We start from the raw sequence: 26,310 nt of genomic DNA, 5'->3' as shown, positions 1-26,310 counted from the left end.
GGGCTGTCGCGGGCGGGCACCATGATGCCCCGCGAACTCAGCTCAGGTGGGACGTGTCGTTGACCAGCCGGACCGACGTCCGGCCGTCGCTGGACCAGGTGACCGTCGACAGCGACGCGGCCTCCAGGAACACGCGGTGCACGATCTCCGGCCCGACGCCCAGCCCGCCGGCGAGCAGCAGCTTGATCGGCGTCACGTGGCTGACGACGAGCACGGTCTTCCCGGCGTGCCGCTCCAGGATGCGGGTGCGCGCCCGCTCCACCCGGGTGGCGACGTCGGTGACCGACTCCCCGCCGGGCGTCCGGACGTCGACCGACTCGCGCCAGCGGCGGTAGGCCAGCGGGCTCTTCGCCTGCGCCTCGTCGCCGGTCAGCCCCTCCCAGCCGCCGAAGTCGAGCTCGCGCAGGTCGCGGTCGACCTCGACCGGCACCCCCAGCAGCTCGGCGACGGCGGCGGCGGTCTGCCGGGTGCGCTGCAGCGGCGAGCTGACGATGACGTCGATGCCGCGGGCGCCGAGGTGCCGGGCGGCCGCGGCGGCGTCCGCCTCGCCCAGCGCGGACAGCGGCAGGTCGCTGCTGCCGCTGAACCGGCGCTCGGGGGTGTGCTCGGTGCGCCCGTGCCGCAGCAGGTGCAGCACCGTGGTCGTCACCGGGGCGGGCTCGGCGGGCTGGACGTCGTCCTCGATCACGACCGGCTCGGCTGCGACGTCGCGGCGCACCGGCTTGCCGTCCATCGCACTGTTGGCCAGCGCGTCCGCGGCGGAGTTCTGCGCCCGGGGCACCCAGGTGTAGCGCACCGAGCCGAGCTGGCGGGCGAGGTTGCGCGCGGTGACGGCGAGCTTCTTCATGTCCGGGTGCTTGATCTGCCAGCGGCCCGACATCTGCTCGACGACCAGCTTGGAGTCCATCCGCACCTCGACCGAGGCGGTCGGGTCGATGTCCAGCGCGGCCTGCAGCCCGGCGACCAGGCCGCCGTACTCGGCGACGTTGTTGGTGGCCCGCCCGACCGACTCCGCGCGCTCGGCGAGCACCCGGCCGGTGTCCGCGTCGCGCACCAGCGCGCCGTACCCGGCCGGACCGGGGTTGCCCCGCGACCCGCCGTCCGCCTCGATGACGAGCCTTCTCGTCACAGGCCCGACTCGGCGGTGCGGACCAGGATCCGGCCGCAGTTCTCGCAGCGCAGCACGGTGTGCGGGTCGGCGTTGCGGTAGGAGGCCAGCTCCGCGCCGTAGAACTCGATGCGGCAGCCCTGGCAGCGGCGGGCCTTGAGCTCCGCGGCGCCGGTGCTGCCGGTCTGGGTGGCGACCCGGTCGTACAGCTTGAGCAGGTCGGCCGGCACCCCGCCGGCGATCTCCGCCCGCTTCGCGGTGTGCTGCTGCTCGCCCTCGGTGATGGCGGCCAGCGCCTCGTCGCGCACCTGCTCGGCGCGCTGCTGCTCGGCCTGCGTGGCGGCGAGCCCCTCCTGCGCGGTCGCCAGCGCCGCGTCGGCGGTCTCCCGGCGCTCCATCAGCTCGAGCACCTGGTCCTCGAGGTCGGACTGCCGGCGGGACAGCGACTCCAGCTCGTGCTGCAGGCCGGTGATCTCCTTCGGCGTCGCCGCACCGGAGTCGATCCGCTGCTGGTCGCGGGCGGCGCGCGTGCGCACCGTCTCGACGTCGGACTCCAGCCGCTTCTGCTCCCGGTCCAGGTCGCGGACCTCGGTCTCGGCGCGCACGACGTCGTCGGTGAGGCTGCGCCCGGCCTCGACCGCGGCCTCGACGGCGGCGTTCTCCGGGAGGGTCCTGCGCCGGTGGGCGAGCTGCGTGAGGGCGACGTCCTCGGCAGCGAGGACCAGCAGCTTCTGCTGTTCGAAGTGGTCGGCCTGCACGCCGACAACCTACCCGGCGGGGTCCGGCCCCCGGGCGGGAGCCGGACCCCGCGGGTCACCTGCCCGGCGCGGGGGCCCGGCCCGAGAGCGGCTCGTCCGACAGCGGGTCGGGCAGGTCGCGGACCGAGGGGTCCTCCCGCTCGGCGGTGTAGTCGGTGTCGGCCGTCCCGTCGACGCCGTCGGCGACCTTCATCGCCCGCAGCAACAGCGTGACGACGACGGCGACCACCAGGTTGACCAGCAGCGACAGGAAACCGGCGTAGATGGTCCAGGTGGTGTCGAGGCCCAGCTTGCTCAGCGAGAAGTTCGACCCGCCCCAGTGCGCCTTGGTCACGACGCCGCCCGGGCCCAGCTTGGGCACGTTGTAGAGCATCAGCATGCCCGCGGCCATGCCGCACACCCAGCCGGCGATGAGCGCACCGCGGTGCAGCCACCGGGTGTAGAGCCCCACCGCCACCGACGGCAGCGTCTGCAGGATGATCACGCCACCGATCAGCTGCAGGTCGATGGAGAACTGCGGGTCGATGAAGATGATCGCCGCCACCGCGCCGAGCTTCACGACCAGCGAGGCGATCTTGGCGACCTTCGCCTCGTTCTCCGCGGAGGCGTCCTTCTTCAGGTACTCCTTGTAGATGTTGCGGGTGAACAGGTTCGCCGCGGCGATCGACATGATCGCCGCGGGCACCAGCGCGCCGATGCCGACGGCGGCGAAGGCGACGCCGGCGAACCAGCTGGGGAACATGTCCTGGAACAGCCGCGGCACGATCGTGTTCGCGTCGGTGCCGACCGGCGTCGTCCCGGCCGCGATGGCCATGAAGCCGAGCAGCGCGATGAAGCCCAGCGCCAGGCTGTAGACCGGCAGCGCGCTCATGTTCCGCTTGAGCACGTCGCGGTTCTTGGCCGCCAGCACCCCGGTGATCGAGTGCGGGTAGAGGAACAGCGCCAGCGCCGAGCCCAGCGCGAGGGTGGCGTACTGCAGCTGCCCGGCCGGGGCCAGGGTGAGCCCGCCGCTCCCGGCCGCGGTGAACTTGGCGTCGGCCGCCCCGAAGACAGCGTCCCAGCCGCCGAGCTTCGAGGGGATGACGATGACCGCCACGATGATCGTCAGGTAGATCAAGATGTCCTTGACGAAGGCGATCAGCGCCGGCGCCCGCAGGCCCGAGTTGTACGTGTAGACCGCCAGGATCAGGAACGCCACGATGATCGGCCACTCGCCGGTGACGCCCATGGTCTTGAGCACCGCCTCGATGCCGACCAGCTGAAGGGCGATGTACGGCATCGTCGCGACGATCCCGGTGATGGCCACCAGCAGCGCCAGCGTCGGGGAGTCGAACCGGGAGCGGACGAAGTCCGCCGGGGTGACGAAGCCGCGCACGTGGCTGACCGACCAGAGCCGGATGACCACCAGGAAGATCAGCGGGTAGACCACGACGGTGTACGGGACGGCGAAGAAGCCGGCCGCGCCCGCGCCGAAGACCAGGGCGGGCACCGCCACGAACGTGTAGGCGGTGTAGATGTCGCCGCCGATGAGGAACCAGGTGATCCAGGAGCCGAAGCTCCGGCCGCCCAGACCCCACTCGTCCAGGTGCATGAGGTCGGCGCCCCGCCGCCAGCGCGAGGCGACGAAGCCCAGCACCGTCACGGCGAGGAAGAAGACGATGAAGATGGTCAGCTCGACCGCGTTGGTCTTCACCGGTCGGCGCCCCCGTCGCGGGGCGCGCCGGCGGCAGCGGCTGCGGCCGCCCGCTCGGACCGGGACCGTCGGGTGGCGCGGTAGACCAGCGCGGTGCTGAGCACGCCGAGCGCGACGAACACCAGCTGGATCCAGTAGAAGAACGGCCACCCGAACAGCTCGGGCGTGCGCCGGTTGTACAGCGGCACGAGCAGCGGCACCACGATCGGGACGATCAGCAGCCAGTTCCACGGACTGCGGTCGCTGCGTCGCGGCGCCACTGCCGCGGGCGCCTCGGGGCTGGACACGGGTTCCTCCTCCCCGGGAGGAGGCCCCCCGGGATCAGTCGGCCGACACGTCGGCCTCGGTTCTGTGCAGTTGGGCGGGGTGTCCCCCGGTGCCGGCCGCGACGTGCCAGGTCCACGGATCGGTGCGCGCGGCGGACACCGTCACCGCCACCCGGCCGCCGAGGTCCCGGCACAGCAGGTCCGCTGCAGCACGCAACCAGGGCGACTCGGACGCGTAGTGTGCCACGTCACACAGCGCCGGCCCGGCACCCCCGTGGGCCTCGGCGGCCACCGCGTCGGTCAGGTCGCTGGCGAGCAGGACGTCGGCGCCGGCCGAGGCCGCGTCGGCCAGCAGCGACCCGCCGTTGCCGGCGCAGACGGCGACCGTGCGCACCGGCCGGCCGGGGTCGCCGGCCACCCGCACACCCCCGGCGGTCCCGGGCAGCGCGGCGGCGACCCGCTCGGCGAAGGCGCGCAGCGAGACCGGCTCGGGCAGCTCGCCGACCCGGCCGACGCCGGCCCGCGACGGCGTCGAGGCGTTCTCGAAGAACGTGTAGCCGGGGTCCTCGTAGGGGTGCCAGGCGTGCAGCGCCCGCAGCACCTCGGCCCGCCGGCCGCGCGGCACCACCATCTCCACCCGCACCTCGGCGACCCGCTCCAGGTGGCCGGACGAGCCGATCGCCGGGTGGGCCCCCGCTCCGGGTATGAACGTGCCGGTGCCGGTGGTCTGCCAGACGCAGCGGGTGTAGTCGCCGATCACGCCCGCGCCGGCCTCGGAGAGCGCGTCGACGAGCCGGTCGCTGCTGCCCACCGGCACGAAGACGACCATCGTGTCGGTGCCCGGCGCGGCGGCCCACTGCAGCGGCTGGACGTCGACCAGGCCGAGCACCGCGGCCAGCGCGTCGTCGACGCCGTGGCCGGCGGCCCGGTCGGCGTTGCTGTGCACGGTGAACAGCGCGACCCCGGCCCGGACCAGCCGGTGCACCAGGCGGCCCCGCGGGTCGCTGGCCGGCACGCCGTGCACCGCGGTCGGCAGCAGCGGGCGGTGGGTGACCAGCAGGTCCACGCCGGCCGCGATCGCCTCGTCGACCACCGCGGCGGTGGGGTCGACGGCGAACAGCACCGACCGCACCGGCTCCTCCGGGTCGCCGCACACCAGGCCGACCGCGTCGCCGTCCTCGGCCAGCGCCGGGTCGTAGCGGGCGTCCAGCGCGGCGAGGACGTCGCCGAGCCGCAGCCCGGGGCTGGGCAGCCGGCGCACGGTCGCGAGCGGGCCGTCGGAGCGCACCGGGGAGCCCGGGCGCTCGGACTGCGGGTGCGGGCGGAGGCTGGTCATCGCCCGGGGTTCGTCGCGGAGGGCGGCGTCGGATGGGTGCATCGGGGACGGGTCGGTCGTCGTGCTCACCGGGTGAGCCGGACCGGCCCGGCGCCGATCGGCGTCCGCAGCAGCAGGTACGGGTACCGCCGCTGGTCGGTGCCGCCGGCGTAGCGGGCCTGCCGGTGCAGCTGGTTGGCGGTGACGTACAGGTGGCCGTCGGCGGCGACGGACATGGTGTCCGGCCACAGCAGCCGCGGGTCGTGCACGAGCGTCTCGACCGTGCCGTCGGGGCGGCGGCGCAGGACCGCGTTCTGCTCGCCGGCGGTCGCGTAGAGGTTGCCCGCGTCGTCGGTCTCCAGGCCGTCACCGGCGCTGCCCTTGTCGCCCTCGTCGCGGACGGTGGCGGCCACCGCCGCGTCGTCCAGGCCGCGGTCGGCCAGCGCGTCGGTGGCGACGCTGTACCAGCGGCGCGAGGACAGCGGGCAGTACCAGAGCCGCTCGCCGTCCGCGCTGATCGCGATCCCGTCCGAGCCCATCTGCACCGGCTGCGGCTCGGCGTCCGGGCTCTCCTGCTCCAGGAACGGCCGGCCCTCGACCATGAGCAGCAGGTCCGGCGGGGTGACCGCCTTGGTGGAGGGGTGGTCGCGCAGCCGCCGCCACGACTCCCCCGTCGCCAGGTCGACGACGATGATCCCGTTCTCCCCCGAGTCGGCGGAGTCGGTGATGTAGGCGGTGCCGGCCTCGCCCCGGCGCAGGTCGAAGCGCACGTCGTTGAGGTAGGTGGTCTCCAGCGCCACCTCGCGCGGGAAGACGATCGTCTGCACCACGGTGTCGGTGGTCAGGTCGACGCAGACGAGCTTGGGCCCGCCCACCTGGGTCGGGGAGAACAGCGGTGAGCCGGTGTCGAGCACCCACAGCCGGTCGGCCGGGTCGACGACGATGCTCTGCACGCTGACGAAGGCCTCGCGGTCGTCGTCGGACGACGGGCTGTTCCACGCCTGGCCGGGGAACGGCACGACGTGCCCGTCGCGGATCTCGGCGACGGTGGCGGTCACGTCGTCGCCCCACTTCGGGAAGTTCACGAACACCCGGCCGGTGTGCGACACCGAGACGCCGGTCGGCATCGGGCCGTCGGTGAACGCGTGCACCACCTCGAGCTCGCCGAGCGGGCGGTCGGTCTGCGGGCTCTCGGTCATGCAACCCGTTGTGCCCCGCTGATCGCTGATCGCAACCTCAGGTGACCGGCTTCTCCATCGCGACCCGGCGGCCGTGCCGGTCCAGCCCCAGCTCCTGCTCGTGCCGGCGCAGCGCCCGCAGGCCCGGGGTGAGGTCGTGGAGCTCGCGGAAGCCGTGCCGGGCGTACCAGGTCGCGTTCCACGGCACGTCGGCGTAGGTGAGCAGGGTGACCCGGTCGGCGCCGGCCTCCCCGGCCTCGGCGACGGCGGCCGCGAGCAGCGCGCCGCCGAGGCCCTGCCGGCCGTGCGCGGGGTGCACCGACAGCTGCTCCAGGTGCACCGCGCCGTCCAGCCGCTCGAGGACGGCGAAGCCGCGCACCGGGCGGCCGGCGACGAGCACCCGCCAGGCGCGCGCCCACTGCTCCGGGGTGCCCGGCGCCGGCAGGTCGGTGACGCCCAGCGGCACGAACAGCTCGTCGGCCGCGGCCTCGACGGCGGGGAGCTGCACCAGGTCGGCGTCGTCCGCCCGCCGGATCTCCACGCCCCTGATCATGCAGTCGTCGCCCGCCGGGGTCCGGCGTGTCCTCGGCACCACCTGCACGATCACCGCGGGTCAGCGCAGGACGGCGGCCAGCCGGGCGGCCGCCTCGCGCAGCCGGTCGGGGCTGGTCGCCGCGTACCCGACCACCAGACCCGGTGGGCCCGGCCGGTGCCGGTGCCACGACAGCGGCTGCACGACGACGCCTGCCTCCCGGGCGCGGGCGACCAGCTCGAGGTCGTCCACCCGCCCCTCCGGCCAGGTGAGCGTCAGGTGCAGCCCGGCGGCCACCCCGTGCACCACTGCCCCGCCCAGGTCGGGCCCGAGGCCGGCCCGGAGCCCGGCGAGCAGGGCGTCGCGGCGGGCGCGCTGGCGGGTGCGCACCGCGCGCAGGTGCCGGTCCAGCTCCCCCGAGGCCAGCAGCTCGGCGAGCACCAGCTGCGGCAGCGCGGGGCTGCCCAGGTCGCTGGCGTGCCGGGCGGCGACCAGCTCGACCTGCAGCTGCGGCGGCGCGAGCAGCCAGCCCAGCCGCAGCCCGGGGGCGAGCTTCTTCGAGGTGCTCCCGGTGTAGGCGACCAGCCCGGGCGCGGAGGCGTGCAGCGCCGGCACCGGCGCCCGGTCGTACCGGTGCTCGGCGTCGTAGTCGTCCTCCACCACGAGCCCGCCGTCCGCCGCCCACCCGAGCAGGGCCCGCCGGCGGGCGGACGAGAGGACGACGCCGGTGGGGAACTGGTGCGCCGGCGTGACCACCACCGCCCGGGCGCCGGTCGCGGTGAGCGCGGCGACGTCCAGCCCCTCGTCGTCCACCGGCACGCCGGGAGTGGTCATGCCCCACCAGGCGAACTGGTCGCGCGCGCCGCGCGACCCGGGGTCCTCCAGCGCCACCGAGGTGGTCCCGCGGGCGCGCAGCACCTGGGCGAGCAGGGCGAGCGCCTGGGCCACCCCGGCGACCACCAGCACCTGGTCGGGCGTCGTGCGCACGCCGCGGGTGCGCGCCAGCCAGGCGCACAGCTCGCCGCGCAGCACCGGGTTGCCCCGCAGGTCGCCGTAACCGAGGTCGGCGGCCGTCGCCCGGTCCAGCACGCTGCGCTCGGCGCGCAACCAGGCCGCCCGGGGGAAGGCCGCGAGGTCGGGGACGCCCGGCGACAGGTCGAACTCGGCACCGCCGGGCGGGGGCGGGAGCACCGGGGAGCCCGGGCCGGCCGCCGGCCACCGGGGCGCGGCCGCGGCGGGCGCGCCCGGGTCGGCGGGAGCCGGCGACGGCGGCGCGAAGCGGGTGACCACGGTCCCGCTGCCCACCCGCCCGGCCACCAGCCCCTCGTCGCCCAGCCGTTGGTAGACCTCGACGACCACCCCGCGGGAGACCCCGAGGTCCGCGGCGAGGACCCGGGTGGCCGGCAGCCGGGCCCCCACCGGCAGCCGGCCGTCCGCCATCGCCGCCCGCACCTCGCCGACCAGCCACTCGGTGAGCTGCCGCGCCGGGACGCCGGAGACGTCCAGCGCCAGGAAGTCCGACCCGGCGGGGCCGTCGGCAGCGCGCGCCATTGGTCCACTCCGTTCCGCCGTGGATGGTCCTTCAGGCGGGACCACCTGGTCCCTAGCGTGACAGCCGTGCCCGCTCCCCCGCTGCCGGCTCCCACCGCGACCTCCCGGCCGACCCGGGTGCCGGGCGCCGGGCCGGCCACGCTGGGCGGCTCGCTGGCCATGACCGCGGTGGGCGGCAGCGTGGCCGTCTCCGGGTTGCTCGCCGGCGGGCCGCTGCTGACCGGTCAGGCGCTGCGGTACGCGGTCGCCTGCCTCCTGCTCGTGGCGGTGGTGCGCGCCCGCGGCCAGCGGGTGGTCCGGCCCCGGGGCCGCGAGTGGCTCTGGCTGCTGGGGGTGACCGGCGCCGGCCTGGTCGTGTTCAACCTCGCCCTCGTGGCGGGATCCGCGCACGCGGAACCCGCGGTCCTCGGGGTGGCGGTCGCCTGCGTGCCGCTGCTGCTCGCCGTCGTGGGGCCGCTGCTGGAGGGGCGCCGCCCGCTGCCGGTCGTGCTGCTCGCCGCGGGGGTGGTGACCGCCGGGGCCGCCCTGGTCGAGGGGTTCGGCCGCACCGATGGCACCGGGCTGGTGTGGGCGCTGGTCGTGCTCGCCTGCGAGGCCGGGTTCACGCTGCTCGCGGTGCCGGTGCTCGGCCGGCTCGGCCCGCAGGGCGTCTCGGTGCACACCACCTGGCTGGCCGCCCTCGCGTTCGCCGCGCTGGGGCTGCAGCAGGAGGGCGCGACCGCGGTGACCCGGCTGACGGGTGCGGACCTGCTCGCGCTGGCCTTCCTCGCCGTCGCGGTCACCGCCCTGGCGTTCGTGCTCTGGTACGGCGCGGTGCGGACGCTCGGCGCCGGGCGGGCCGGGCTGCTGACCGGGATCGCCCCGATCGCCGCCGCAGTGGCCGGGGTGGTGCTGGGCGGCCCCGTGCCGCACCCGTCGGTGCTGCTCGGGGTGGCCGTGGTGGGCGGCGGCCTGGCCCTCGGGCTGTCGGCCCGGCCGCCGGCGACCGGCCCCGCGGAGACGGTGCTGGCGCCTCAGGGCATCACGGGGTCGGCGTCCTCGTCGTGCGTGAACGCCTCCCACAGCGCGGCGTAGGCGCCGCCGGCCGCGAGCAGCTCGTCGTGCGGGCCGACCTCGACGACCCGGCCGTGGTCGAGCACGACCACCCGGTCGGCGCGGGCGGCGGTGGTGAGGCGGTGCGCCACCACGAGCGTCGTCCGGCGCCGGGCGACCGCGTCGGTGGCCCGCGTGACCTGCGCCTCGGTGGCGAGGTCGAGCGAGGCGGTCGCCTCGTCGAACAGCAGCACGTCGGGGTCGACCAGCTCGGCGCGGGCCAGCGCCAGCAGCTGCCGCTGGCCGGCCGACAGCGAGCGGCCCCGCTCCCCCACCCGGGTGCGGTAGCCCTGCGGCAGCGCGGCGACCATCTCGTGCGCGCCCACGGCGCGGGCGGCGGCCTCCACCTCGGCGTCGGTGGCGCCGGGCCGGCCGTAGGCGATCGCGTCGCGCACGGTGCCCTCGAACAGGTACGCCTCCTGCGGGACGACGCCCAGCCGGTGCCGGTAGCCGGGCAGGTCGAGGGTGCGCAGGTCCGCACCGTCGACGCACACCGCGCCGCTGGTCGGGTCGTAGAACCGGGCGACCAGCTTGACCACGGTCGACTTGCCGGCGCCGGTCTCGCCGACCAGCGCGACGGTCTCGCCCGGCGCGACGGTGAGCGAGACGTCGCGCAGCGCGGGGGCCGGCGCCCCGGTGTAGGCGAACGTGACGCCGGCCAGCCGCACCTCGCCGCGCAGCCGGCCCACCGGGCGGGGGTCGTCGGCCTGGGGGGTGGAGGTGGGCAGGTGCAGCAGGTCGCGCAGCCGGCGCAGGCCGACCGACGCCTGCTGGTAGCTGTCGAACACCTGCGACAGCTGCTGCACCGGGGAGAAGAACGAGTCGACGTAGAGCAGGAAGGCGATGAGGACGCCGGCGGTGATGGTGCCGCTGGACAGCCGGGACGCGCCCACCGCGAGCACCGCGGCCGCGGCGACCTCGGAGAGGAACTCCACGAACGGGAAGTACGTGGCGATGTAGCGCTGGGCGCGCAGCCGGACGTCGCGGTAGGCCTGCGCGTACCCGCGGAACACCTCGGTGGAGCGGCCCTCGCGGACGAACGCCTGGGTGACCCGCACGCCGGCGACGTCCTCCTGCAGCCGGGCGTTGACGGCGCTGACCCGCTCCCGCGCCTCGGTGTAGGCCGGCACCGACCGCGACCGGAACCAGACGGTGGCCACCACCAGCACCGGCAGCGAGGCAGCCAGCACCCAGGCCAGCTCGACGTCGTAGAGGAACAGCGCGACCAGGACGCCGACCAGCGTCAGCGCGCTCACCAGCGCGGTGGTGAGACCGGTCTGCAGGAACGCCGACAGCGCGTCGACGTCCGTCGTCATCCGGGTCATGATCCGGCCGCCGAGCTCGCGCTCGTAGTAGTCCAGGCCCAGCCGCTGCAGCTGGGAGAACGTCTTCACCCGCAGCGTGTAGAGCAGCCGCTCACCGGTCCGGCCGGTCAGCCAGGTGGAGCCGACCATCACCGCCCAGTCGGCGAGCACGACCAGCAGCGCCACCCCGGCGATGCCCAGCAGCAGCTGCGTCGACCGCTGCTCGATGCCCCGGTCGACGCCCTCCCGGACCAGCGCCGGGATCGCCAGGCCCGCGACGGTGTCCAGCGCGACGAGCACGACGGCCAGCGCGAGCACCCAGCGGAACGGCCGGACGAGCCGGCGCAGGCCGAACGCCCGGTCGGCCGCGCGGGCCCGGTCGGCGGGCACGAGCGGGTCGTCGTCGGCCGGCGGCAGCGCGGCCACCAGCTCGCGCAGCTGCGGGGTCGGCGCGGCCGCTGCCATGGCCGCGCCGCGGCCGCCGATCGAGGCGGCCACGCCGCGCAGCGGGCCGTCGTCGTCCGCGCTGCGCTCGACCGCCGGCCAGGCCGCCGGGGTGACCCCGCCCGGTGGCGCCGGGTCCAGCGGGGGCAGTTCACCGGCCTCGTCGGCCTCGCCGGACAGCAGCAGCCGGAACAGCGCTGACCGCGCCTCCAGCTCGGCGGCGGTGCCCACGTCGACGACCCGTCCGCCGTCGAGCACCGCGACCCGGTCGGCCAGCGCGAGGGTGGACCGGCGGTGGGCCACCAGCAGCGTCGTCCGGTCGCGCACCTCGGCGCGCAGCGCCTCGTGGATGCGCGCCTCCACCCGGGCGTCGACCGCCGAGGTGGCGTCGTCGAGCACCAGCACCCGCGGGTCCGTGAGCAGCGCCCGGGCCAGCGCGACCCGCTGCCGCTGCCCGCCGGACAGGGTGAGCCCCTGCTCTCCCACCACGGTGCCGTAACCGTCGGGCAGCTCGCGGATGAAGCCGTCGGCCTGCGCCGCCCGCGCGGCAGCCTCCACCTCCGCGTCACTGGCGTCGGGCCGGCCGAAGGCGATGTTGGCGCGCACGGTGTCGGAGAACAGGAAGCTGTCCTCGAACACGACGCCGAGCGAGCGCCGCAGCCCGTCGAGCTCGAGCTCCCGGACGTCGACACCGCCGATCCGCACCGCGCCGGAGCGGACGTCGTAGAACCGCGGCAGCAGCGTGACCACGCTGGACTTGCCCGACCCGGAGGTGCCGACCAGCGCGAGGGTCTCCCCCGGCGCGATCCGCAGCGAGATGCCGTCGAGCACCGCCCGGCCCCCGCCGTGGCCGAACACGACGTCGTCCAGCTCGACGGTCAGCGGGCCCGCGGGCAGCGCGCGCGGGCCGCCGACGATCTCCGGCCGCGCGTCGATGACCTCCAGCACCCGCTCGACACCGGCCCGGGCCTGCTGGCCGATGGTGAGCACGGCGGCGAGCTGGCGGACCGGGGAGACCAGCGCGGCCAGGTAGCTGGCGAAGGCGAGGAAGGTGCCGAGGCTGATCGAGCCGCGCAGCGCCAGCCACCCGCCCAGCGCCAGCACGCCGACCTGCCCCAGCGCCGGCACCGTCTGCAGCAGCGGGTTGTAGCGGGAGGTGAAGCGGACGACGCGCATCCGCATGCCGTAGAGCCGCCGGGCGCCGTCGTCGACCCGGTCGAGCTCGCGCTCCTCCTGGCCGAAGCCCTTGACCACCCGCACGCCGCTGACCGCGGCCTCGACGTCGCCGGCCAGCACGCCGGCCTGCTGCTGGGCGGCCCAGTTCGCCGGGAACAGGTCGCGCCGGGATCGCAGCCCCAGCCACCACAGCGCCGGGCCGACGGCCAGCGCGACCACCGTGAGCAGCGGCGACAGCCAGGCCATCACGACCAGCGAGACGACGAACAGCAACGCGTTGCCGGTCAGGTTCGGCAGGAAGGCCAGCAGCCCCTGCACGAGGGTGACGTCGCTGATCGAGCGGCTCACCGTCTGACCGGTCTGCAGCCGGTCCTGCCCCGGCCCGTCGAGCCGGGACAGCGCCGCCTGGACGTCGTTGCGCAGGTCCATCTGGACGTCGAGGCTCAGCCGCCCGGCGAGGTACCGGCGGACGAAGCCCGCCCCGAACCGCAGCACCCCGGCCAGCACCAGCGCGACGACGAACGGGGTGACCTGCGCGGCCCGCCCGGAGTCGGCGGCGTCGACGACCCGGTCGACCACCGCGCGGGTCAGCAGCGGCACCACCGCGGCGATCACCGACCCGACCAGCGCGGCGGCGAACGCGCCGTACAGGTCGGCGCGGTGGCGCAGGCAGTAGCCGACCAGCCGCTTGAGCCACCCGCCCTCGGCGGGCCGGTCGCCCCCTGCCCGCTCGCCGGTGGACCTGCGCTCGGCGGTGGCGGTCACGCGGCGTCGGGGGTCGGCACGCCGTCCAGTGTGCGACGGGCTGCCGACACGCGCGGATGGCAGGGTGGACGACGTGGCGGAACGGGGGTTGCGGGCGCCGGCCTGGCTGGAGGAGCTGGTCGCGCCCGGCCGCCCGACGATCCCCTGGCGGGACGTGGTCCGGTTCGCCGTCGCGATCCCGCTGCCGCTGTTGGTCGCGGTCCTCGCCGCCGGCGGCGTCGACACCGGCAGCCCGGCGCTGGGCGCCGGCGTGTTCGCCACCATGGGCGCGCTCGCGGCCACCATCGCCCCGCAGGCCGGCCCGCTGCGCACCCGGCTGCGGCGGATCGCCGCGGCCGCGCTGCTCGGCGGCGTCGGGCTCCTCATCGGCCACCCGGCCGAGGGTGAGGGCTGGCTGCCGGTGCTGCTCATCGCGCTGGTCGCCGCGCTGTCGGCGCTGCTCAGCTCGATCAGCGCGGTGCTGTCCCTGGGGGCGCTGCAGCTGCTGGTCTACACCGCGATCTCCTCCGGGCTGCAGACGCCGCTGCCGGGGTGGCAGGAGGTGCTGTTCTTCCTGGCCGGCGCCGCGTGGGCGACGCTCGCGGTGCTGGTGCAGGCCGCGTTCGAGCCGCTGGACCCCGACCGCGCGTCGGTCGGCACGGTGTTCACCACGGTGGCGAGGCTGCTGGAGTCGATCGGCACCGACCGCACCGACGACGTCCGCCGCGACCTGACCGGGGCGCTGAACGACGCCTACGACCGGGTGATCCACACCCGCAGCCGGTCGGCCGGCCGCAGCCACGAGCTCGCCGAGCTGGCCGGCATCCTGAACTCGGCCGCGCCGCTGGTGGAGGGGGCGGTCGCCAGCGCCCGGGCCGGCGTCCCCGCCGACTCGCGCGACATCGGCGCCGCCCACGCGCTCGCCAGCGCGGTCACCCACCGCACCGAGCTGCAGGGCGAGCGGCCGCCCCGGGTCGAGGACGCACCGCCGCAGCAGCGGGCCGTGCGGCACGGCATCCGGCTGGTGTGGAACGTGGTCGGCGACGACGAGGAGCGCGCGCAGGCCGCGGTGGCGTGGCCCGAGCTGGACTGGCGGGTGCGGCTGCGCGACCTGGTCGACCGCACGGTGGGCAACGCCGACTCGCGGGCGTTCGTCGTCCGGCTGGTGCTGTGCATGGTGGTCGCCGAGGTGGCCCGCCAGGTGATGCCGGTGGAGCGCCCGTACTGGGTGCTGCTGACCGTGGCCATCGTGCTCAAGCCCGACTACGGGTCGGTGTTCACCCGGGCGGTGCAGCGCGGCCTCGGCACCCTGATCGGCGTGCTGCTCGGCTCGCTGCTGCTGGCCTTCCTGCCGCGCGACGTGTGGGTGGTGGCGGCGATGGCGCTGGCGGCCGCGGCGCTGCCGTGGGCCCGCAACGGCAACTTCGGCCTGTTCGCCACCTTCCAGACCCCGCTGGTCATCCTCATGCTCGACCTGGCCAGCCCGGCCGGGGCCGGGCTGGTCGGCGCGCGGCTGGTCGACACGCTCATCGGCTGCGGGATCGTGCTGGTGTTCGGCTACCTGCTGTGGCCGCAGACCTGGCGGGCGCCGCTGGACGACGCCCTGCGCGGCGCCGCGCAGGCGCTGGACGCCTTCGTCGACGCGGCGTTCAACGGCTCACCGGTCGACACCCGCCGGGCGCGGCGGGCGAGCTTCCGGGCGCTGACCGAGCTGCAGACCCAGCTGCAGCGCCGGCTGGCCGAGCCGCCGCCCATCAGCACCCGGGCCTCGGCCTGGTACCCGGTGATCGTCCAGCTGGAGCGGACGTCGGACGCGGTCACCGAGGCGGTCATCGCGATGCGGTCGGGTGAGCCGGCGCCGGACGCGGCCCAGGTGACCGTGCTGCGCAAGGCCGTCCGCGAGCTGGAGCAGGACCTCGCCGCCCACCGGCTGCCCGACGACGCGGAGATCCACGCCGAGGGCGTGCTCGCACCGGTGGCCCGCGAGGTCGACGCCGCCCGCCGGCTGGTCCGGCAGAGCGCGCCCGGCTACCGCGCCCCCGACCTGGAGCACTGACCGGGCGCGGTCACTCCCGGACGTCGGCCGGTCCGTCGGACATCGCGTACCCGGCCGCCGTCCAGGCCTCGACGCCACCGGCCAGGTCGGTGGCCCGGTGCAGGCCGATCGCCCGCAGGGACGCCGCGGCGAGGCTGGAGCTGAAGCCGTGCCGGCAGACCACCACGACCTCCAGGTCCGGCCCGGTCGCCTCGGGGACCCGGTACGGGCACGTCGGGTCCAGCCGCCACTCGAGCACGGTGCGGTCGATGACCAGCGCCCCGGGGAACTCCCCCTGCACCCGGCGGTGCGCCTCGGTGCGGGTGTCGACGACCAGCGCGCCGCGCTCGCGGGCGGCCGCCAGCTCCGCCGGCGACAGCCGCCGCACCCCGGACCGGCTGGCCGCGAGCACCTCGTCGATCCCCATGCCGGGAGCATCGCAGGTGCGCCGGAAACCGCTGGCCCCGGCCGCGGCAGCCCGGCTACCGTCCTGCTCGCCCGTGGCCAGCAGCCGGGCGGCATCGCCGCCGCAGGTCCTGCGCGTCGGCCCCGGGTCAGCCATGTCAGGGCACGCGTCTGCGGAACGCACGGGTTCAACTCCCGAACGAGCCGTCCGGCGCGTGGTCGTCCCGGTGCTCCCGGTCTGCAGCGCGCTCCCGCACGTCGGGGGTGCGCTCCCCGGGGGTGCCTGACCACGCGCCGGCGGTCCGCCGTGCCCGGCGGCTGCGGGAACAGCAGGTCGGAGGGAGGCAGGACGTGCGGATCGTCGTGCAGGAGTGGGAGCGGGTCCTGGCCTACCGGGACGGCCGGTTCACCGAGGTGCTCGGGCCCGGCCGGCACCGGCGCGCCCGGCGGCGCCGGCGGTTCGTGCGGGTCGCCGTCCGGCCGCGGCTGCTCGCCGTCCCCGGCCAGGAGGTGCTCACCGCCGACGGGCTGGCGGTGCGGGTGAGCCTCGCCGTCACGTGCCGGACCGCCGACCCGCGGCGCTGGCACGAGGCGGTCGAGGACGCCGACGCGTTCCTCTACGCCGCGCTGCAGCTGGCGCTGCGCGACGTCGCCGGTGCCCGGACGCTCGACGAGCTGCTCGCCGCCCGCGACGCGCTGGGCGAGGAGCTGCGGGCCCGGGTCGCCACGACCGCCGAGGGCGTCGGCCTGGCCGTCGAGCAGGCGGCGGTGCGCGACCTCATGGTGCCGGCCGAGCTGCGCCGGGCGGCCGCGGAGGTGGCCACCGCGCGGGCGGCCGGGCTGGCGGCGCTGGAGCGGGCGCGCGGCGAGGTCGCGGCGACCCGGGCGCTGGCCAACGCCGCCCGGATGGTCACCGAGCAGCCCGCACTGCTGCAGCTGCGCACGCTGCAGGCGGTCGAGGCCGGCGGCGCGACCGTCGTCCTGACCACCGCGCCGGGCGCCGTCGTCCCGCCGGGCGCCTGACCGGCCGCGGCCGGCCCCTCACCCGGGGCCGGCCGTGGCCGTGCCGGGCTCCGGAGGTGGGCGCGGAGGGGTTCGAACCCCCGACCACTCGCTTGTAAGGCGAGCGCTCTACCGCTGAGCTACGCGCCCGTCGGACCCCCGGAGGGGTCCTCGCTCAGGCCGCCTGGGGCAGCTGGGCGACGGCGTCCTTCCAGCCGGACTGCTCGCGCGCGTCACCGGGCTGGTTCACCTCGGCGAAGGCGACCTTCCCCTCGGCGTCGACCAGGAAGGTGCCGCGCAGCGCCATGCCGGCCTTGTCGTTGAACACGCCGTAGGCCTGGGCGGTCGCCCCGTGCGGCCAGAAGTCCGACAGCAGCGGGAACTCGAAGCCCTCCTTCTCCCGGAACGCCTTGAGGCTGAACACCGGGTCGGTGGAGATGGCGACCACCTGCACGCCGGCGTCGGTGTAGCCGGCCAGCTCGTCGCGCAGCTGGCACAGCTCGCCGGTGCAGATGCCGGAGAAGGCGAACGGGTAGAAGACGACCAGCACCGGCGCGCCGCGCATCCCCGACAGGGAGACGACCTGCTTGTCCTGGTCGGGGAGGCTGAACTCGGGCGCGACGTCACCGACGGAGAGGCTCATGCGCCCATGTTGTCGCACGGACGTCCCGATCTGCCTTCCGGCCCCCTCGCAGGGGCCCGCGTCGAGCCTGCGAGGCGTGGGGGCGAGGGGGTCCTTCGACTCAGCGACGGGCGCGGGCGGCCTTCGGGGTGACCAGGCGGATGCCCGACCAGTCCTTGGCGGCCGAGATGCTCGAGGTCTGCTGCAGCCCCGCGGTCGGCGCGGCCTCGGTCACGTCGCCGGGCTCCACGTGGCCGGGGCGCCCGGACTTGGGCACCAGCAGCCAGACGACACCGTCGTCCGCCAGCGCGGCGAGCGAGTCGACGAGGGCGTCGATCAGGTCGCCGTCCTCCTCCCGCCACCACAGCAGGACGACGTCGGCCACCTCGTCGGAGTCCTCGTCGACCATCTCGCTGCCGGAGAGCTCCTCCACGGAGGCGCGCAGGTCCTCGTCGGAGTCCTCGTCCCAGCCGAGCTCCTGCACGACCATGCCCGGCTTGATCCCCAGCCGGGCAGCCATGCTGGTGCTGCCCGAGTCGACGCTCATCCCTGCTGTTCCTCCATGTGCTGTGCGGCGGTTGCCGTCGTGCTCGCTGTCACGTTCGTACGGAATGGTGCCTGGTCGACCGCCCTCGTGTCGCGTCGGCGCGGTGCCGGACACGTTCGCGGGTTCCCCGGACGGGGTGGGTCGGGTTGGACGGTCGGGCTCGGGGGGACACCGCACCCGGGCCCCCGTTGCAGCGGAGCGTAGGGCATAGCCGACCATCCGCAAGGGCTCCGCACCTCGCGGGCGGGCCCCGTCGCCGGGTCGGCGCCCCCTCCCCGGGGAGGCTCTCGGGAGCCCCGGACGGCGGGCCGCGTGACGCGCGCCGCAGCGACGCGAGAACATGTCCCCATGAGCGCACCGCAGACGGCGGACGGCGACCCCGCCCGCAGCACCGGCACCCCCCGCGCGGTCATCACCGACGGGCTGCCGAGCCAACTCCCCGACACCGACCAGGACGAGACCCAGGAATGGCTGGACTCGCTGGACGCGGTCGTCGACCACGCGGGGCGCAACCGGGCCCGCTACCTCATGCTCCGGCTGCTGGAGCGCAGCCGTGAGCAGCAGGTCGGCGTCCCGGCGCTGCGCAGCACCGACTACATCAACACGATCCCGCCGGAGCGGGAGCCGTGGTTCCCCGGCGACGAGGACGCCGAGCGGAAGATCCGGCACGCGATCCGCTGGAACGCCGCGATCATGGTGCACCGCGCGCAGCGGCCGGGCATCGGCGTCGGCGGCCACATCTCGTCCTACGCGTCGTCCGCGATGCTCTACGAGGTCGGCTTCAACCACTTCTTCCGCGGCAAGGACCACCCCGGCGGCGGCGACCAGATCTACTTCCAGGGCCACGCCTCCCCCGGCATCTACGCTCGCGCGTACCTCGAGGGCCGGCTGACCGAGCACCAGCTCGACGGCTTCCGGCAGGAGACCAGCCACCCCGGCGGCGGGCTGTCGTCCTACCCGCACCCCCGGCTCATGCCGGAGTTCTGGGAGTTCCCCACCGTCTCGATGGGCCTCGGCCCGATGAACGCGATCTACCAGGCGCGGTTCAACCGCTACCTGCACAACCGCGGCATCGCCGACACCTCCGACCAGCACGTGTGGGCGTTCCTCGGCGACGGCGAGACCGACGAGCCCGAGGCCCTCGGCCCGATCGGGCTGGCCGCCCGCGAGGAGCTGGACAACCTCACCTTCGTCATCAACTGCAACCTGCAGCGGCTCGACGGCCCGGTGCGCGGCAACGGCAAGGTCATCCAGGAGCTGGAGTCGTTCTTCCGCGGCGCCGGCTGGAACGTCATCAAGGTGATCTGGGGCCACGGCTGGGACAAGCTGCTGGCCGCCGACCGCGACGGCGCGCTGGTCAACCTGATGAACCAGACGCCCGACGGCGACTACCAGACCTACAAGGCCGAGGACGGCGCGTTCGTCCGCGAGCACTTCTTCGGCCGCGACCCGCGCACCCGCAAGCTCGTCGAGCACATGACCGACGAGGAGGTGTGGCAGCTCGCCCGCGGTGGCCACGACTACCGCAAGGTGTACGCCGCCTACAAGGCCGCGACCGAGCACAAGGGCCAGCCGACGGTCATCCTCGCCAAGACCATCAAGGGCTGGACGCTGGGCAGCCACTTCGAGGGCCGCAACAGCACCCACCAGATGAAGAAGCTGACCGCGGAGGACCTGCTCCACTTCCGCGACCGGCTGGAGATCCCGATCCCGGACGAGCAGCTGGACAAGACGCTGCCGCCGTACTACCGGCCGGCCGCCGACTCCCCCGAGATGCAGTACATGAGCGAGCGGCGCCGCCAGCTCGGTGGCTCGGTACCGCAGCGCCGGGCGGAGCACAAGCCGCTGAAGACGCCGGAGGACAAGGCGTTCGACGTCCTCAAGCGGGGCTCGGGCAAGCAGGAGGTGGCCACCACCATGGCCTTCGTCCGGCTGCTCAAGGAGCTCATGAAGGACAAGGAGCTCGCCCCGCGGTTCGTGCCGGTCATCCCCGACGAGGCGCGCACGTTCGGGATGGACTCGCTGTTCCCGAGCATCAAGATCTACAACCCGCACGGCCAGAACTACACCTCGGTCGACCGCGAGCTGATGCTGGCCTACAAGGAGTCCGAGCAGGGGCAGATCCTGCACGAGGGGATCAACGAGGCCGGCTCGACCGCGTCGTTCATCGCCGCGGGCACCTCGTACGCCACGCACGGCGAGGCCATGATCCCGATCTACATCTTCTACTCGATGTTCGGGTTCCAGCGCACCGGCGACTCCATCTGGGCGGCCGCCGACCAGATGACCCGCGGCTTCCTGCTCGGCGCCACCGCCGGCCGGACGACGCTGAACGGTGAGGGCCTGCAGCACGAGGACGGGCACTCGCTGCTGCTGGCGGCGACCAACCCGGCCGTCGTCACCTACGACCCCGCGTTCTCCTACGAGGTCGGGCACATCACCAAGGACGCCCTGGCCCGCATGTACGGCGTGGACCCGGGTGCTCCGCTGGGCGGGCACCGCGACCCGAACGTCATGTACTACCTGACGGTCTACAACGAGCCCTACCAGCAGCCGGCCGAGCCCGAGGGCCTGGACGTCGCCGGGCTGCTCGCCGGCATGTACCGCTACGCCGAGGGTCCTGCGGGCAAGGGCCCCAAGGCGCAGGTGCTGGCGTCGGGCGTCGCGGTGCCGTGGGCGCTGCGCGCGCAGGAGCTGCTCGCGGACGACTGGGGCGTGTCGGCCGACGTGTGGTCGGTGACCTCGTGGACCGAGCTGCGCCGCCAGGCGCTCGAGGCCGACGAGTGGAACCTCATGCACCCGGCCGAGGAGCCCCAGGTCCCCTACGTGACCGAGCAGCTCACCGGCACCGAGGGCCCGGTCGTGGCGGTGTCGGACTGGATGAAGGCCGTCCCCGACCTCATCGCGCCGTTCGTCCCGGGCGGCCTGGCCTCGCTGGGCACCGACGGGTTCGGGCTCTCCGACACCCGCCCGGCGCTGCGGCGGCACTTCAAGGTCGACGCCGAGTCGATCGTCGTCCGCACGCTGGCCGCCCTGGCCCAGCGCGGCGAGGTCGACCGCTCGGTCGTCGCCCAGGCGGTGCAGAAGTACCAGATCGGCGACGAGCAGAAGGCCCCCGCCGAGGAGCGCACCGACGAGCACCCCGCCACCTGACCGGAGTGCGGGCCCTCGCCTGGGGGCTCAGCACTGATCAGGTGACCTGATCACCATCTGTCCCCCCGCACCGGCGTTGGTGCGGGGGGACAGTCATTGGTGCAGGGGGTCCCCGCGCGCGGGTGGAGCACGACGCCTGTCCGGACGCCGGCAGTTGTCCACACCGGCCACCGCCGCGCACAGACCGCCGCCTGCCCTTCCCCGGCCACCGGTCACGGAAGCACGGTGACGGCCGTGGAACTTGTCCTGTCCCGAGTGATGGACCGCCGCGGGGGCGTCTTCACGACCTCCGACGCCCTCCTGGCCGGCATCGACCGCAACGCCATCGGGCCGCTGCTGCGGTCGGGTGCCTGGCGGCGCATCCGCTACGGCGTCTACACGACCGGCGAGCTGTGGCGCAGCCACCAGGCGGAGGGGATGACGCACCGGCTCGAGTGCGCAGCAGCGCTCAGCCGCCTCGACCGGACGTCCGTCGTCAGCCACACGTCGGCTGCCCGCCTGCACCGTCTCCTGGTGCCCGGATCCGCCGACGCCGGTGTCCGGCTGACCGACCCGCAGCAGTTCCGCACCGGCCGCGGCTACCGGATCAGTCAGGCCACCCTGCCGCCGGCGGACCAGGCGGTCGAGCACGGGCTGCCGGTCACCACGGTCCCCCGCACCCTGGCCGACGTCGGCCGCGAGTGGCAGGTCGTCGACACGGTGATCGCCATCGACGACGCCCTGGCCGACGGGCGGACGGGGCTCGACGAGCTGCGAGCGGCGACCCTGGCGCAGACGCACTGGGTCGGCTGCGGGCGAGCCGCCCACGCCGTCTCCCTGGCCCGGGTCGGCGCCCTCTCACCGCACGAGACCCTCACGCGTCTGGCCCTGATGACCGCGGGCCTCCCGGAGCCGCTGCTACAGCAGTGCGTCCGCGTCGGCACCCGGGTGGTCGGCGTCCTGGACATGTACTGGCCGGAGCACGGCGTCTTCGTCGAGTGCGACGGGATGGTCAAGTACACCGACCCGTGGCGCGGCCGCTCCCCCGCCGAGGTCGCCTGGCATGAGAAGCGCCGGCACGACGAGCTGCTCGACCTCGATCTGCGCGGCGTGCGCATCGCTCCCGAGGACCTCCGCGCCGGCTGGGACGCCAAGGTCAGCCGGCTGCAGTCCCTGCTCGTCGGCGGCCGACGCGCGGCTCCCCGGTACCGCACCGAGCTCTGGAACGGCGGGCTGCGGACGACGCCCCGGGTCGCCGCCGCCAGCTGACGACGTCCCCCTGCACCCCAGGCTGACCTCCCGCACCAACGCTGCTGCAGGAGGCCAGCCGGTGATCAGGTCACCTGATCACCGCTGGCCCCCAGCGCTCAGCCGGCGAGGGCGTTGAGGGCCATCTGGGCGTACAGCGCGACCCCGGCGGGCAGCGCGTCCTCGTCGAACACCACCAGGTTGGAGTGGTTGGCCGGGGCGGTCGCCGGGTCGAGGCCGGGCGGGCAGGCGCCGAGGAACGCCATGGCGCCGGGCACCTGCTCCAGCACGTAGGAGAAGTCCTCGGCGCCCATCAGCGGCTGCGGCAGCACGATGCTGGCGTCGGAGCCGAGCAGCTCGGCGGCGGTGGCGGTGACCTGCGCGGCGACCCCGGCGTCGTTGACGGTCACCGGGTAGCCCTCGATCCGGCGGAACTCCGCGGTCAGCCCGTGGGCAACGGCGATGTGCGACCCGACCCGCTGGACGGCGTCGAGCACCTGCCGGCGCCGCTCCGGCGACAGCGTGCGGATCGTGCCGTGCAGCAGCGCCGTGTCGGGGATGACGTTGTCGGTGGTGCCGGCCTCGAGGTGCCCCACGGTGACGACGGCCGGGTCGAAGACGTCCACGGTGCGGGTGACCATCGACTGCAGCGCCAGCACGATCTCCGCGGCCACCGGCACCGGGTCCGCGCCCAGGTGCGGGGTGGAGGCGTGCCCGCCGCGGCCGTTGACGGTGATCGTCCACTGGTCGGCCGACGCCATCATCGCGCCGGGCCGGACGTTGATCGTGCCGCTGGGGTACAGCGTCGAGATGTGCAGCGCGAACGCGCCGCTCACCGGCGCCTCGGGGACGACGTCCAGCAGCCCCTCGTCGAGCATGTGCTTCGCGCCGTGGAAGCCCTCCTCCCCCGGCTGCACCATGAAGACGACCTGCCCGGCGAGCTGGTCGCGCCGCTCGGCGAGCAGCCGGGCCGCGCCCAGCAGCATCGCCATGTGGGTGTCGTGCCCGCAGGCGTGCATCACCCCGGCGTGCTCCGAGGCGAACGGCAGGCCGGTGTCCTCGTGCACGGGCAGCGCGTCCATGTCGCCGCGCAGCAGGTAGGTCGGGCCCGGGCGGGCGCCGCGGAGCACGCCGACCACCGAGGTGGTCGACGTCCCCGTCGTCACCTCGATCGGCAGGTCGGCGAGCGCGTCCAGCACGATCGCCTGGGTGGCCGGCAACTGCAGGCCGATCTCCGGGGAGCGGTGGAAGCGGCGGCGCAGCTCGACGGTGCGGTCGGCGTCGGCCCGGGCGGCGGCGAGGAGGTCGGACATGCCGACCAGTCTGTAGCAACGCTCAGGATCTGCCGACCCCGGCCGTCAGGTCAGCCGCTGCACCTGGTGCACCGCGCCGCACGGCACGCCGAGCGCCTCGTGGTGCTGCCGGACGGCGTCCTCGTCGGGCGCGTCGAGCAGGCAGTACACCTTGCCGTCGGGGTTGTGGAACAGCTCGATCTGCTGGACGCCGAACTGGTCGCGCACCCCCGCCTGCGCGCCCTCGCCGATCTCGCGGACGGCCTCCGCCGGCAGCCGCAGGTCGTCGTGGAAGTCCATGAACGTGGGCATCGGGCACCCCTTCGTCGGTCCCCCCGCGAGCGGCACGGTCCACCCGGGGACGGCCCGTGTCCAGCGCCCGCGTCACCCGTCGGCCGGATCGACCGCCCAGGCCGGTCGCGTGGTGACCAGCTGCCACACGCAGACCACGGCGGGTCCCGGCACCGGCCCGGTCCCCGGCGCGGCGGTCACCTCGCCGTCCCGGCAGACCACCCGCAGGCCGGGCGGGACGTCGTCCGCACCGGACCCCACCCACAGCCGCGCGTCGGGCCGGCCGAGGTCGACCCACCCCGCAGCGGCCGGTACGACGTCGTGCCGCGGCGGCCGCCCGGGTTCCGCGGCCCGCAGGTAGGTCTGGACGACGTGCGCCCCGGCCGGCCCCGCGACCTCGTCGTGCGCCAGCCCCGCGCCGGCCCGCAGCACCGCCACGTCCCCGGCGGCCACCGCGGCGCCGCTCCCCCACTCGTGCCGCAGCGACCCTGCGAGCACGAGCAGCACCACGTCGACGTCCCGGTGCTCGTGGCGGCCGTACCCGGCGCCGGGCGCGAGCCGGTCGTCGGCCAGCCGGAGCAGCGGGCCCAGCGACCCGTCGTCCGGGGCGAGCAGCACCCGCGAGTCGAGGGTCATGCCGCCACCTCCACCCGCCGAGGACGCAGCGCCGCCCGGCCGCCGGGCAGCCCGTCGAGCGCCGCGGCGACCAGCAGCACCCAGCCCACCCCGACGCACCAGCCGCCGACCACGTCGCTCGCGAAGTGCACGCCCAGCCACAGCCGGGTGGCCCCGACCAGCAGGGCGAGCGCGATGCCGGCGGCGGTCCAGGCCCGGCGGGCGGCCGGGGCGAGCAGCGGCCAGGCCAGCACCAGCCCGGCGCAGACCAGCGCGGCCACGCCCGAGGAGTGGCCGCTCGGGAAGCTCAGCGAGCCGTACCGCGCGCCCCCGTCGGCGAACTGCGGGCGCGGCCGGCCGACCAGCTCCTTGAGCGCGCTGGTCAGCGGGCTGACCAGGGCGACGGCGAGCAGCACCCAGGCCGCCGTCCACCAGGCCCGGCGGACGGCCAGCCAGACCAGCACCGGCAGGTAGACCAGGCCGCGCACCCACGACAGCCCCGGCGCGGTGGCCACCTGCAGCACCGCCTCGAGCCAGCCGGGGCGGCCGTCGCCGGCGTACGCGGCCTCGCTCACCGCCCGGTCGAGGCGGGGCACCGGCCCGGTGCCGGCGTGCACCGCGAGCCCCAGCAACGCGACCACCAGCGCCGCGAGGCCCACGACGACGAGGGCCCGGGATCGACCCGGGAGGGGGAGCTGCACGGCACCACGATCCCCGACGCGCGGGTGCGTGACACGCTGGCGGGGTGATCAGCTCCCCGTCGGCCGGCACGCTCCAGCGGCTCGAGCGGTCGTCGGGGGCGCTGGCCACCCAGGCCGTGGCGCGGATGGACGAGGAGCTGCCCTGGTTCCGGGCCATGCCCGCCGACCAGCGGTCGTGGGTGATGCTCGTGGCGCAGGCCGGCATCGCGTCGCTGGTCGAGTGGTGCCGCACCCCCGACCGGCCGCCGCGGCTCACCGGCGAGGTGTTCGGCGCCGCACCCCGCGAGCTGGTGCGCAGCGTGCCGCTGAAGCAGACCGTCGACCTGATCCGGGTGACGGTCGAGGTGGTCGAGGACCGGGTCGAGCAGGTCGCCGCCGAGGGCGAGGCGGACGTGCTGCGGCTGGCGGTGCTGCAGTTCAGCCGGGAGATCGCCTTCGCCACCGCGCACGTCTACGCGAGCTTCGCGGAGAACCGCGGCGCCTGGGACGCCCGGCTGGAGGCGCTGGTCGTCGACGCGCTGGTCCGCGGCGACCGCTCGGAGGAGCTGCCCGGCCGGGCCGCCGCGCTGGGCTGGGCCACCACCGGGCCGGTGATCGTGCTGGTCGGCGCCGCGCCGCCGGACCCCGCCGACGTCCGGCCGCGGGTGCGCCGGGCCGCCCGGTCGGTGGGCAGCGAGGTGCTGGTGGGGGTGCACGCCGACCGGCTGGTCGTCGTCCTGGGCGGGCTGCCCGACCTGACCCCGGTGGCCGCCCGGGTGAGCCGGGAGTTCGCGCCCGGCCCGGTGGTGCACGGCCCGCAGGTCGACTCGCTCGCGCACGCCGGGGAGTCGGCCACCGCGGCGCTGGCCGGGCTGCACGCCGCTGCCGCCTGGCCGGAGGCGCCCTGCCCGGTCGCCGCCGACGAGCTGCTGCCCGAGCGCGCCCTGGACGGCGATCCGCTGGCCCGCGCCGCGCTCGCGGAGCGGGTGGCCGGGCCGCTGCAGAACGCCGCCGGCGAGGTGCTGGACACCGTGCACACCGTGCTGGGCAACGGCGGCAACCTCGAGGCCAGCGCCCGCGCGCTGTTCGTGCACCCGAACACGGTGCGGTACCGGCTCAAGCGGGCCACCGAGCTCACCGGCCAGGTGGTCACCGACCCGCGGGGTGCGTGGACCCTCCAGGTCGCCCTCGCGCTCGCCCGGCTGGACGGCGACCGCTCCCTCTGGAGCTGATGGCTGTGTGGTCTCCCCCACCGGCCGGTGCCGACAGGCCCCGCCACG

22 protein-coding genes and 1 tRNA gene are annotated in these 26,310 nt (G+C 75.5%); 6 read left to right on the top strand and 17 right to left on the bottom strand.

Annotated features, from left to right (window positions below; genetic code table 11):
• Window positions 1-37: 37 nt before the first annotated feature.
• From AB0J00_RS11615 to AB0J00_RS11580, 8 genes are all read right to left on the bottom strand, one after another.
• Window positions 38-1,129 (bottom strand): bifunctional RNase H/acid phosphatase, encoded by a 1,092-nt coding sequence (locus AB0J00_RS11615; RefSeq protein ID WP_357744218.1) that lies wholly within the window; start codon window positions 1,127-1,129, stop codon window positions 38-40.
• The gene (locus tag AB0J00_RS11610; protein WP_357744216.1) at window positions 1,126-1,866 is read right to left on the bottom strand and encodes a C4-type zinc ribbon domain-containing protein; all 741 of its coding nucleotides are present in this window, start codon (window positions 1,864-1,866) and stop codon (window positions 1,126-1,128) included. The genes AB0J00_RS11615 and AB0J00_RS11610 overlap by 4 nt, the downstream gene beginning before the upstream one ends.
• Before the next feature lie 55 nt (window positions 1,867-1,921).
• Window positions 1,922-3,559: a monocarboxylate uptake permease MctP gene (gene mctP / locus AB0J00_RS11605; protein WP_357744214.1), complete on the bottom strand. Its 1,638-nt coding sequence runs from the start codon at window positions 3,557-3,559 to the stop codon at window positions 1,922-1,924.
• Complete coding sequence (locus AB0J00_RS11600) at window positions 3,556-3,846, bottom strand: DUF3311 domain-containing protein (protein ID WP_357744212.1); 291 nt, start codon at window positions 3,844-3,846, stop codon at window positions 3,556-3,558. Before AB0J00_RS11600 ends, mctP begins: the two co-directional genes overlap by 4 nt.
• 34 nt (window positions 3,847-3,880) lie before the next feature.
• Window positions 3,881-5,161, bottom strand: a complete 1,281-nt coding sequence (locus AB0J00_RS11595) for a Nif3-like dinuclear metal center hexameric protein (protein WP_357744210.1) — start codon at window positions 5,159-5,161, stop codon at window positions 3,881-3,883.
• A 65-nt stretch (window positions 5,162-5,226) separates the two neighbouring features.
• Window positions 5,227-6,339: an L-dopachrome tautomerase-related protein gene (locus tag AB0J00_RS11590; RefSeq protein ID WP_357744208.1), complete on the bottom strand. Its 1,113-nt coding sequence runs from the start codon at window positions 6,337-6,339 to the stop codon at window positions 5,227-5,229.
• Window positions 6,340-6,376: 37 nt separating this feature from the next.
• Window positions 6,377-6,859 carry a GNAT family N-acetyltransferase gene (locus AB0J00_RS11585; protein ID WP_357744206.1) on the bottom strand — a complete coding sequence of 161 codons (483 nt, stop codon included), beginning with the start codon at window positions 6,857-6,859 and terminating at the stop codon, window positions 6,377-6,379.
• A 72-nt stretch (window positions 6,860-6,931) separates the two neighbouring features.
• The gene (locus AB0J00_RS11580) at window positions 6,932-8,401 is read right to left on the bottom strand and encodes a PLP-dependent aminotransferase family protein (RefSeq protein ID WP_357744204.1); all 1,470 of its coding nucleotides are present in this window, start codon (window positions 8,399-8,401) and stop codon (window positions 6,932-6,934) included.
• A gap of 66 nt (window positions 8,402-8,467) precedes the next feature.
• On the opposite strand from AB0J00_RS11580, the gene AB0J00_RS11575 reads away from it, so the two are divergent.
• Window positions 8,468-9,475, top strand: coding sequence for a DMT family transporter (locus AB0J00_RS11575; RefSeq protein ID WP_357744202.1), 1,008 nt, complete (start codon window positions 8,468-8,470; stop codon window positions 9,473-9,475).
• On the opposite strand, the gene AB0J00_RS11570 is transcribed toward AB0J00_RS11575, so the two are convergent.
• Window positions 9,415-13,182, bottom strand: coding sequence for an ABC transporter ATP-binding protein (locus tag AB0J00_RS11570; protein WP_357744200.1), 3,768 nt, complete (start codon window positions 13,180-13,182; stop codon window positions 9,415-9,417). The two genes, AB0J00_RS11575 and AB0J00_RS11570, sit on opposite strands and share 61 nt — an antisense overlap.
• Window positions 13,183-13,255: 73 nt before the next feature.
• On the opposite strand from AB0J00_RS11570, the gene AB0J00_RS11565 reads away from it, so the two are divergent.
• Entirely contained in the window at window positions 13,256-15,217 is a 1,962-nt protein-coding gene (locus AB0J00_RS11565; protein ID WP_357744198.1) for an FUSC family protein, read from the top strand.
• A 10-nt stretch (window positions 15,218-15,227) separates the two neighbouring features.
• Here AB0J00_RS11565 and AB0J00_RS11560 read toward each other — a convergent pair whose 3' ends face one another.
• Window positions 15,228-15,623, bottom strand: a complete 396-nt coding sequence (locus tag AB0J00_RS11560) for a rhodanese-like domain-containing protein (protein ID WP_357744196.1) — start codon at window positions 15,621-15,623, stop codon at window positions 15,228-15,230.
• Between the two features lie 329 nt (window positions 15,624-15,952).
• Between AB0J00_RS11560 and AB0J00_RS11555 the strand changes: the two genes are divergently transcribed.
• A complete protein-coding gene (locus AB0J00_RS11555; protein WP_357744194.1) occupies window positions 15,953-16,624 on the top strand; it encodes an SPFH domain-containing protein in 672 nt (223 codons plus the stop codon).
• A 57-nt stretch (window positions 16,625-16,681) separates the two neighbouring features.
• Here the strand turns inward: AB0J00_RS11555 and AB0J00_RS11550 are convergent.
• From AB0J00_RS11550 to AB0J00_RS11540, 3 genes are all read right to left on the bottom strand, one after another.
• A tRNA-Val gene (locus AB0J00_RS11550) sits at window positions 16,682-16,753 on the bottom strand.
• 25 nt (window positions 16,754-16,778) lie between these two features.
• Window positions 16,779-17,246, bottom strand: coding sequence for a peroxiredoxin (locus AB0J00_RS11545; RefSeq protein WP_357744192.1), 468 nt, complete (start codon window positions 17,244-17,246; stop codon window positions 16,779-16,781).
• Window positions 17,247-17,346: 100 nt separating this feature from the next.
• The gene (locus tag AB0J00_RS11540; protein WP_357744190.1) at window positions 17,347-17,772 is read right to left on the bottom strand and encodes a DUF3052 domain-containing protein; all 426 of its coding nucleotides are present in this window, start codon (window positions 17,770-17,772) and stop codon (window positions 17,347-17,349) included.
• 348 nt (window positions 17,773-18,120) lie between these two features.
• Between AB0J00_RS11540 and aceE the strand changes: the two genes are divergently transcribed.
• Both aceE and AB0J00_RS11530 read left to right on the top strand, forming a co-directional pair.
• Window positions 18,121-20,925, top strand: coding sequence for a pyruvate dehydrogenase (acetyl-transferring), homodimeric type (aceE, locus tag AB0J00_RS11535; protein WP_357744188.1), 2,805 nt, complete (start codon window positions 18,121-18,123; stop codon window positions 20,923-20,925).
• Window positions 20,926-21,159: 234 nt separating this feature from the next.
• The gene (locus AB0J00_RS11530; RefSeq protein WP_357744186.1) at window positions 21,160-22,173 is read left to right on the top strand and encodes a type IV toxin-antitoxin system AbiEi family antitoxin domain-containing protein; all 1,014 of its coding nucleotides are present in this window, start codon (window positions 21,160-21,162) and stop codon (window positions 22,171-22,173) included.
• A gap of 98 nt (window positions 22,174-22,271) precedes the next feature.
• Here the strand turns inward: AB0J00_RS11530 and AB0J00_RS11525 are convergent, their stop codons facing one another.
• The 4 genes from AB0J00_RS11525 to AB0J00_RS11510 all read right to left on the bottom strand — a co-directional run bounded on the left by AB0J00_RS11525 (window position 22,272) and on the right by AB0J00_RS11510 (window position 25,051).
• A complete protein-coding gene (locus tag AB0J00_RS11525) occupies window positions 22,272-23,465 on the bottom strand; it encodes a M20 family metallopeptidase (RefSeq protein ID WP_357744184.1) in 1,194 nt (397 codons plus the stop codon).
• 45 nt (window positions 23,466-23,510) lie between these two features.
• A complete protein-coding gene (locus AB0J00_RS11520) occupies window positions 23,511-23,756 on the bottom strand; it encodes a nickel-binding protein (protein ID WP_357744182.1) in 246 nt (81 codons plus the stop codon).
• A gap of 72 nt (window positions 23,757-23,828) precedes the next feature.
• On the bottom strand, window positions 23,829-24,371 hold the full coding sequence (locus AB0J00_RS11515) for a pirin family protein (protein ID WP_357744180.1): 543 nt from the start codon (window positions 24,369-24,371) through the stop codon (window positions 23,829-23,831).
• The gene (locus AB0J00_RS11510; RefSeq protein ID WP_357744178.1) at window positions 24,368-25,051 is read right to left on the bottom strand and encodes a phosphatase PAP2 family protein; all 684 of its coding nucleotides are present in this window, start codon (window positions 25,049-25,051) and stop codon (window positions 24,368-24,370) included. The genes AB0J00_RS11515 and AB0J00_RS11510 overlap by 4 nt, the downstream gene beginning before the upstream one ends.
• A gap of 44 nt (window positions 25,052-25,095) precedes the next feature.
• On the opposite strand from AB0J00_RS11510, the gene AB0J00_RS11505 reads away from it, so the two are divergent.
• The gene (locus AB0J00_RS11505) at window positions 25,096-26,262 is read left to right on the top strand and encodes a helix-turn-helix domain-containing protein (RefSeq protein ID WP_357744176.1); all 1,167 of its coding nucleotides are present in this window, start codon (window positions 25,096-25,098) and stop codon (window positions 26,260-26,262) included.
• Window positions 26,263-26,310: the final 48 nt, after the last annotated feature.

The organism is Modestobacter sp. NPDC049651 (genome assembly GCF_040659695.1).
In the GTDB taxonomy this organism is placed as follows: Bacteria; Actinomycetota; Actinomycetes; order Mycobacteriales; family Geodermatophilaceae; genus Modestobacter.
This window is presented reverse-complemented; position numbering and strand designations above follow the sequence as displayed.

Bases quoted from the DNA above. Each gene is read 5' to 3' on its own strand.
- AB0J00_RS11595 (WP_357744210.1), bottom strand. From the start codon at position 5,161: ATGACCAGCCTCCGCCCGCACCCGCAGTCCGAGCGCCCGGGCTCCCCG.
- AB0J00_RS11590 (WP_357744208.1), bottom strand. From the start codon at position 6,339: ATGACCGAGAGCCCGCAGACCGACCGCCCGCTCGGCGAGCTCGAGGTG.
- AB0J00_RS11580 (WP_357744204.1), bottom strand. From the start codon at position 8,401: ATGGCGCGCGCTGCCGACGGCCCCGCCGGGTCGGACTTCCTGGCGCTG.
- AB0J00_RS11560 (WP_357744196.1), bottom strand. From the start codon at position 15,623: ATGGGGATCGACGAGGTGCTCGCGGCCAGCCGGTCCGGGGTGCGGCGG.
- AB0J00_RS11545 (WP_357744192.1), bottom strand. From the start codon at position 17,246: ATGAGCCTCTCCGTCGGTGACGTCGCGCCCGAGTTCAGCCTCCCCGAC.
- AB0J00_RS11540 (WP_357744190.1), bottom strand. From the start codon at position 17,772: ATGAGCGTCGACTCGGGCAGCACCAGCATGGCTGCCCGGCTGGGGATC.
- aceE (WP_357744188.1), top strand. From the start codon at position 18,121: ATGAGCGCACCGCAGACGGCGGACGGCGACCCCGCCCGCAGCACCGGC.
- AB0J00_RS11525 (WP_357744184.1), bottom strand. From the start codon at position 23,465: ATGTCCGACCTCCTCGCCGCCGCCCGGGCCGACGCCGACCGCACCGTC.
- AB0J00_RS11520 (WP_357744182.1), bottom strand. From the start codon at position 23,756: ATGCCCACGTTCATGGACTTCCACGACGACCTGCGGCTGCCGGCGGAG.
- AB0J00_RS11515 (WP_357744180.1), bottom strand. From the start codon at position 24,371: ATGACCCTCGACTCGCGGGTGCTGCTCGCCCCGGACGACGGGTCGCTG.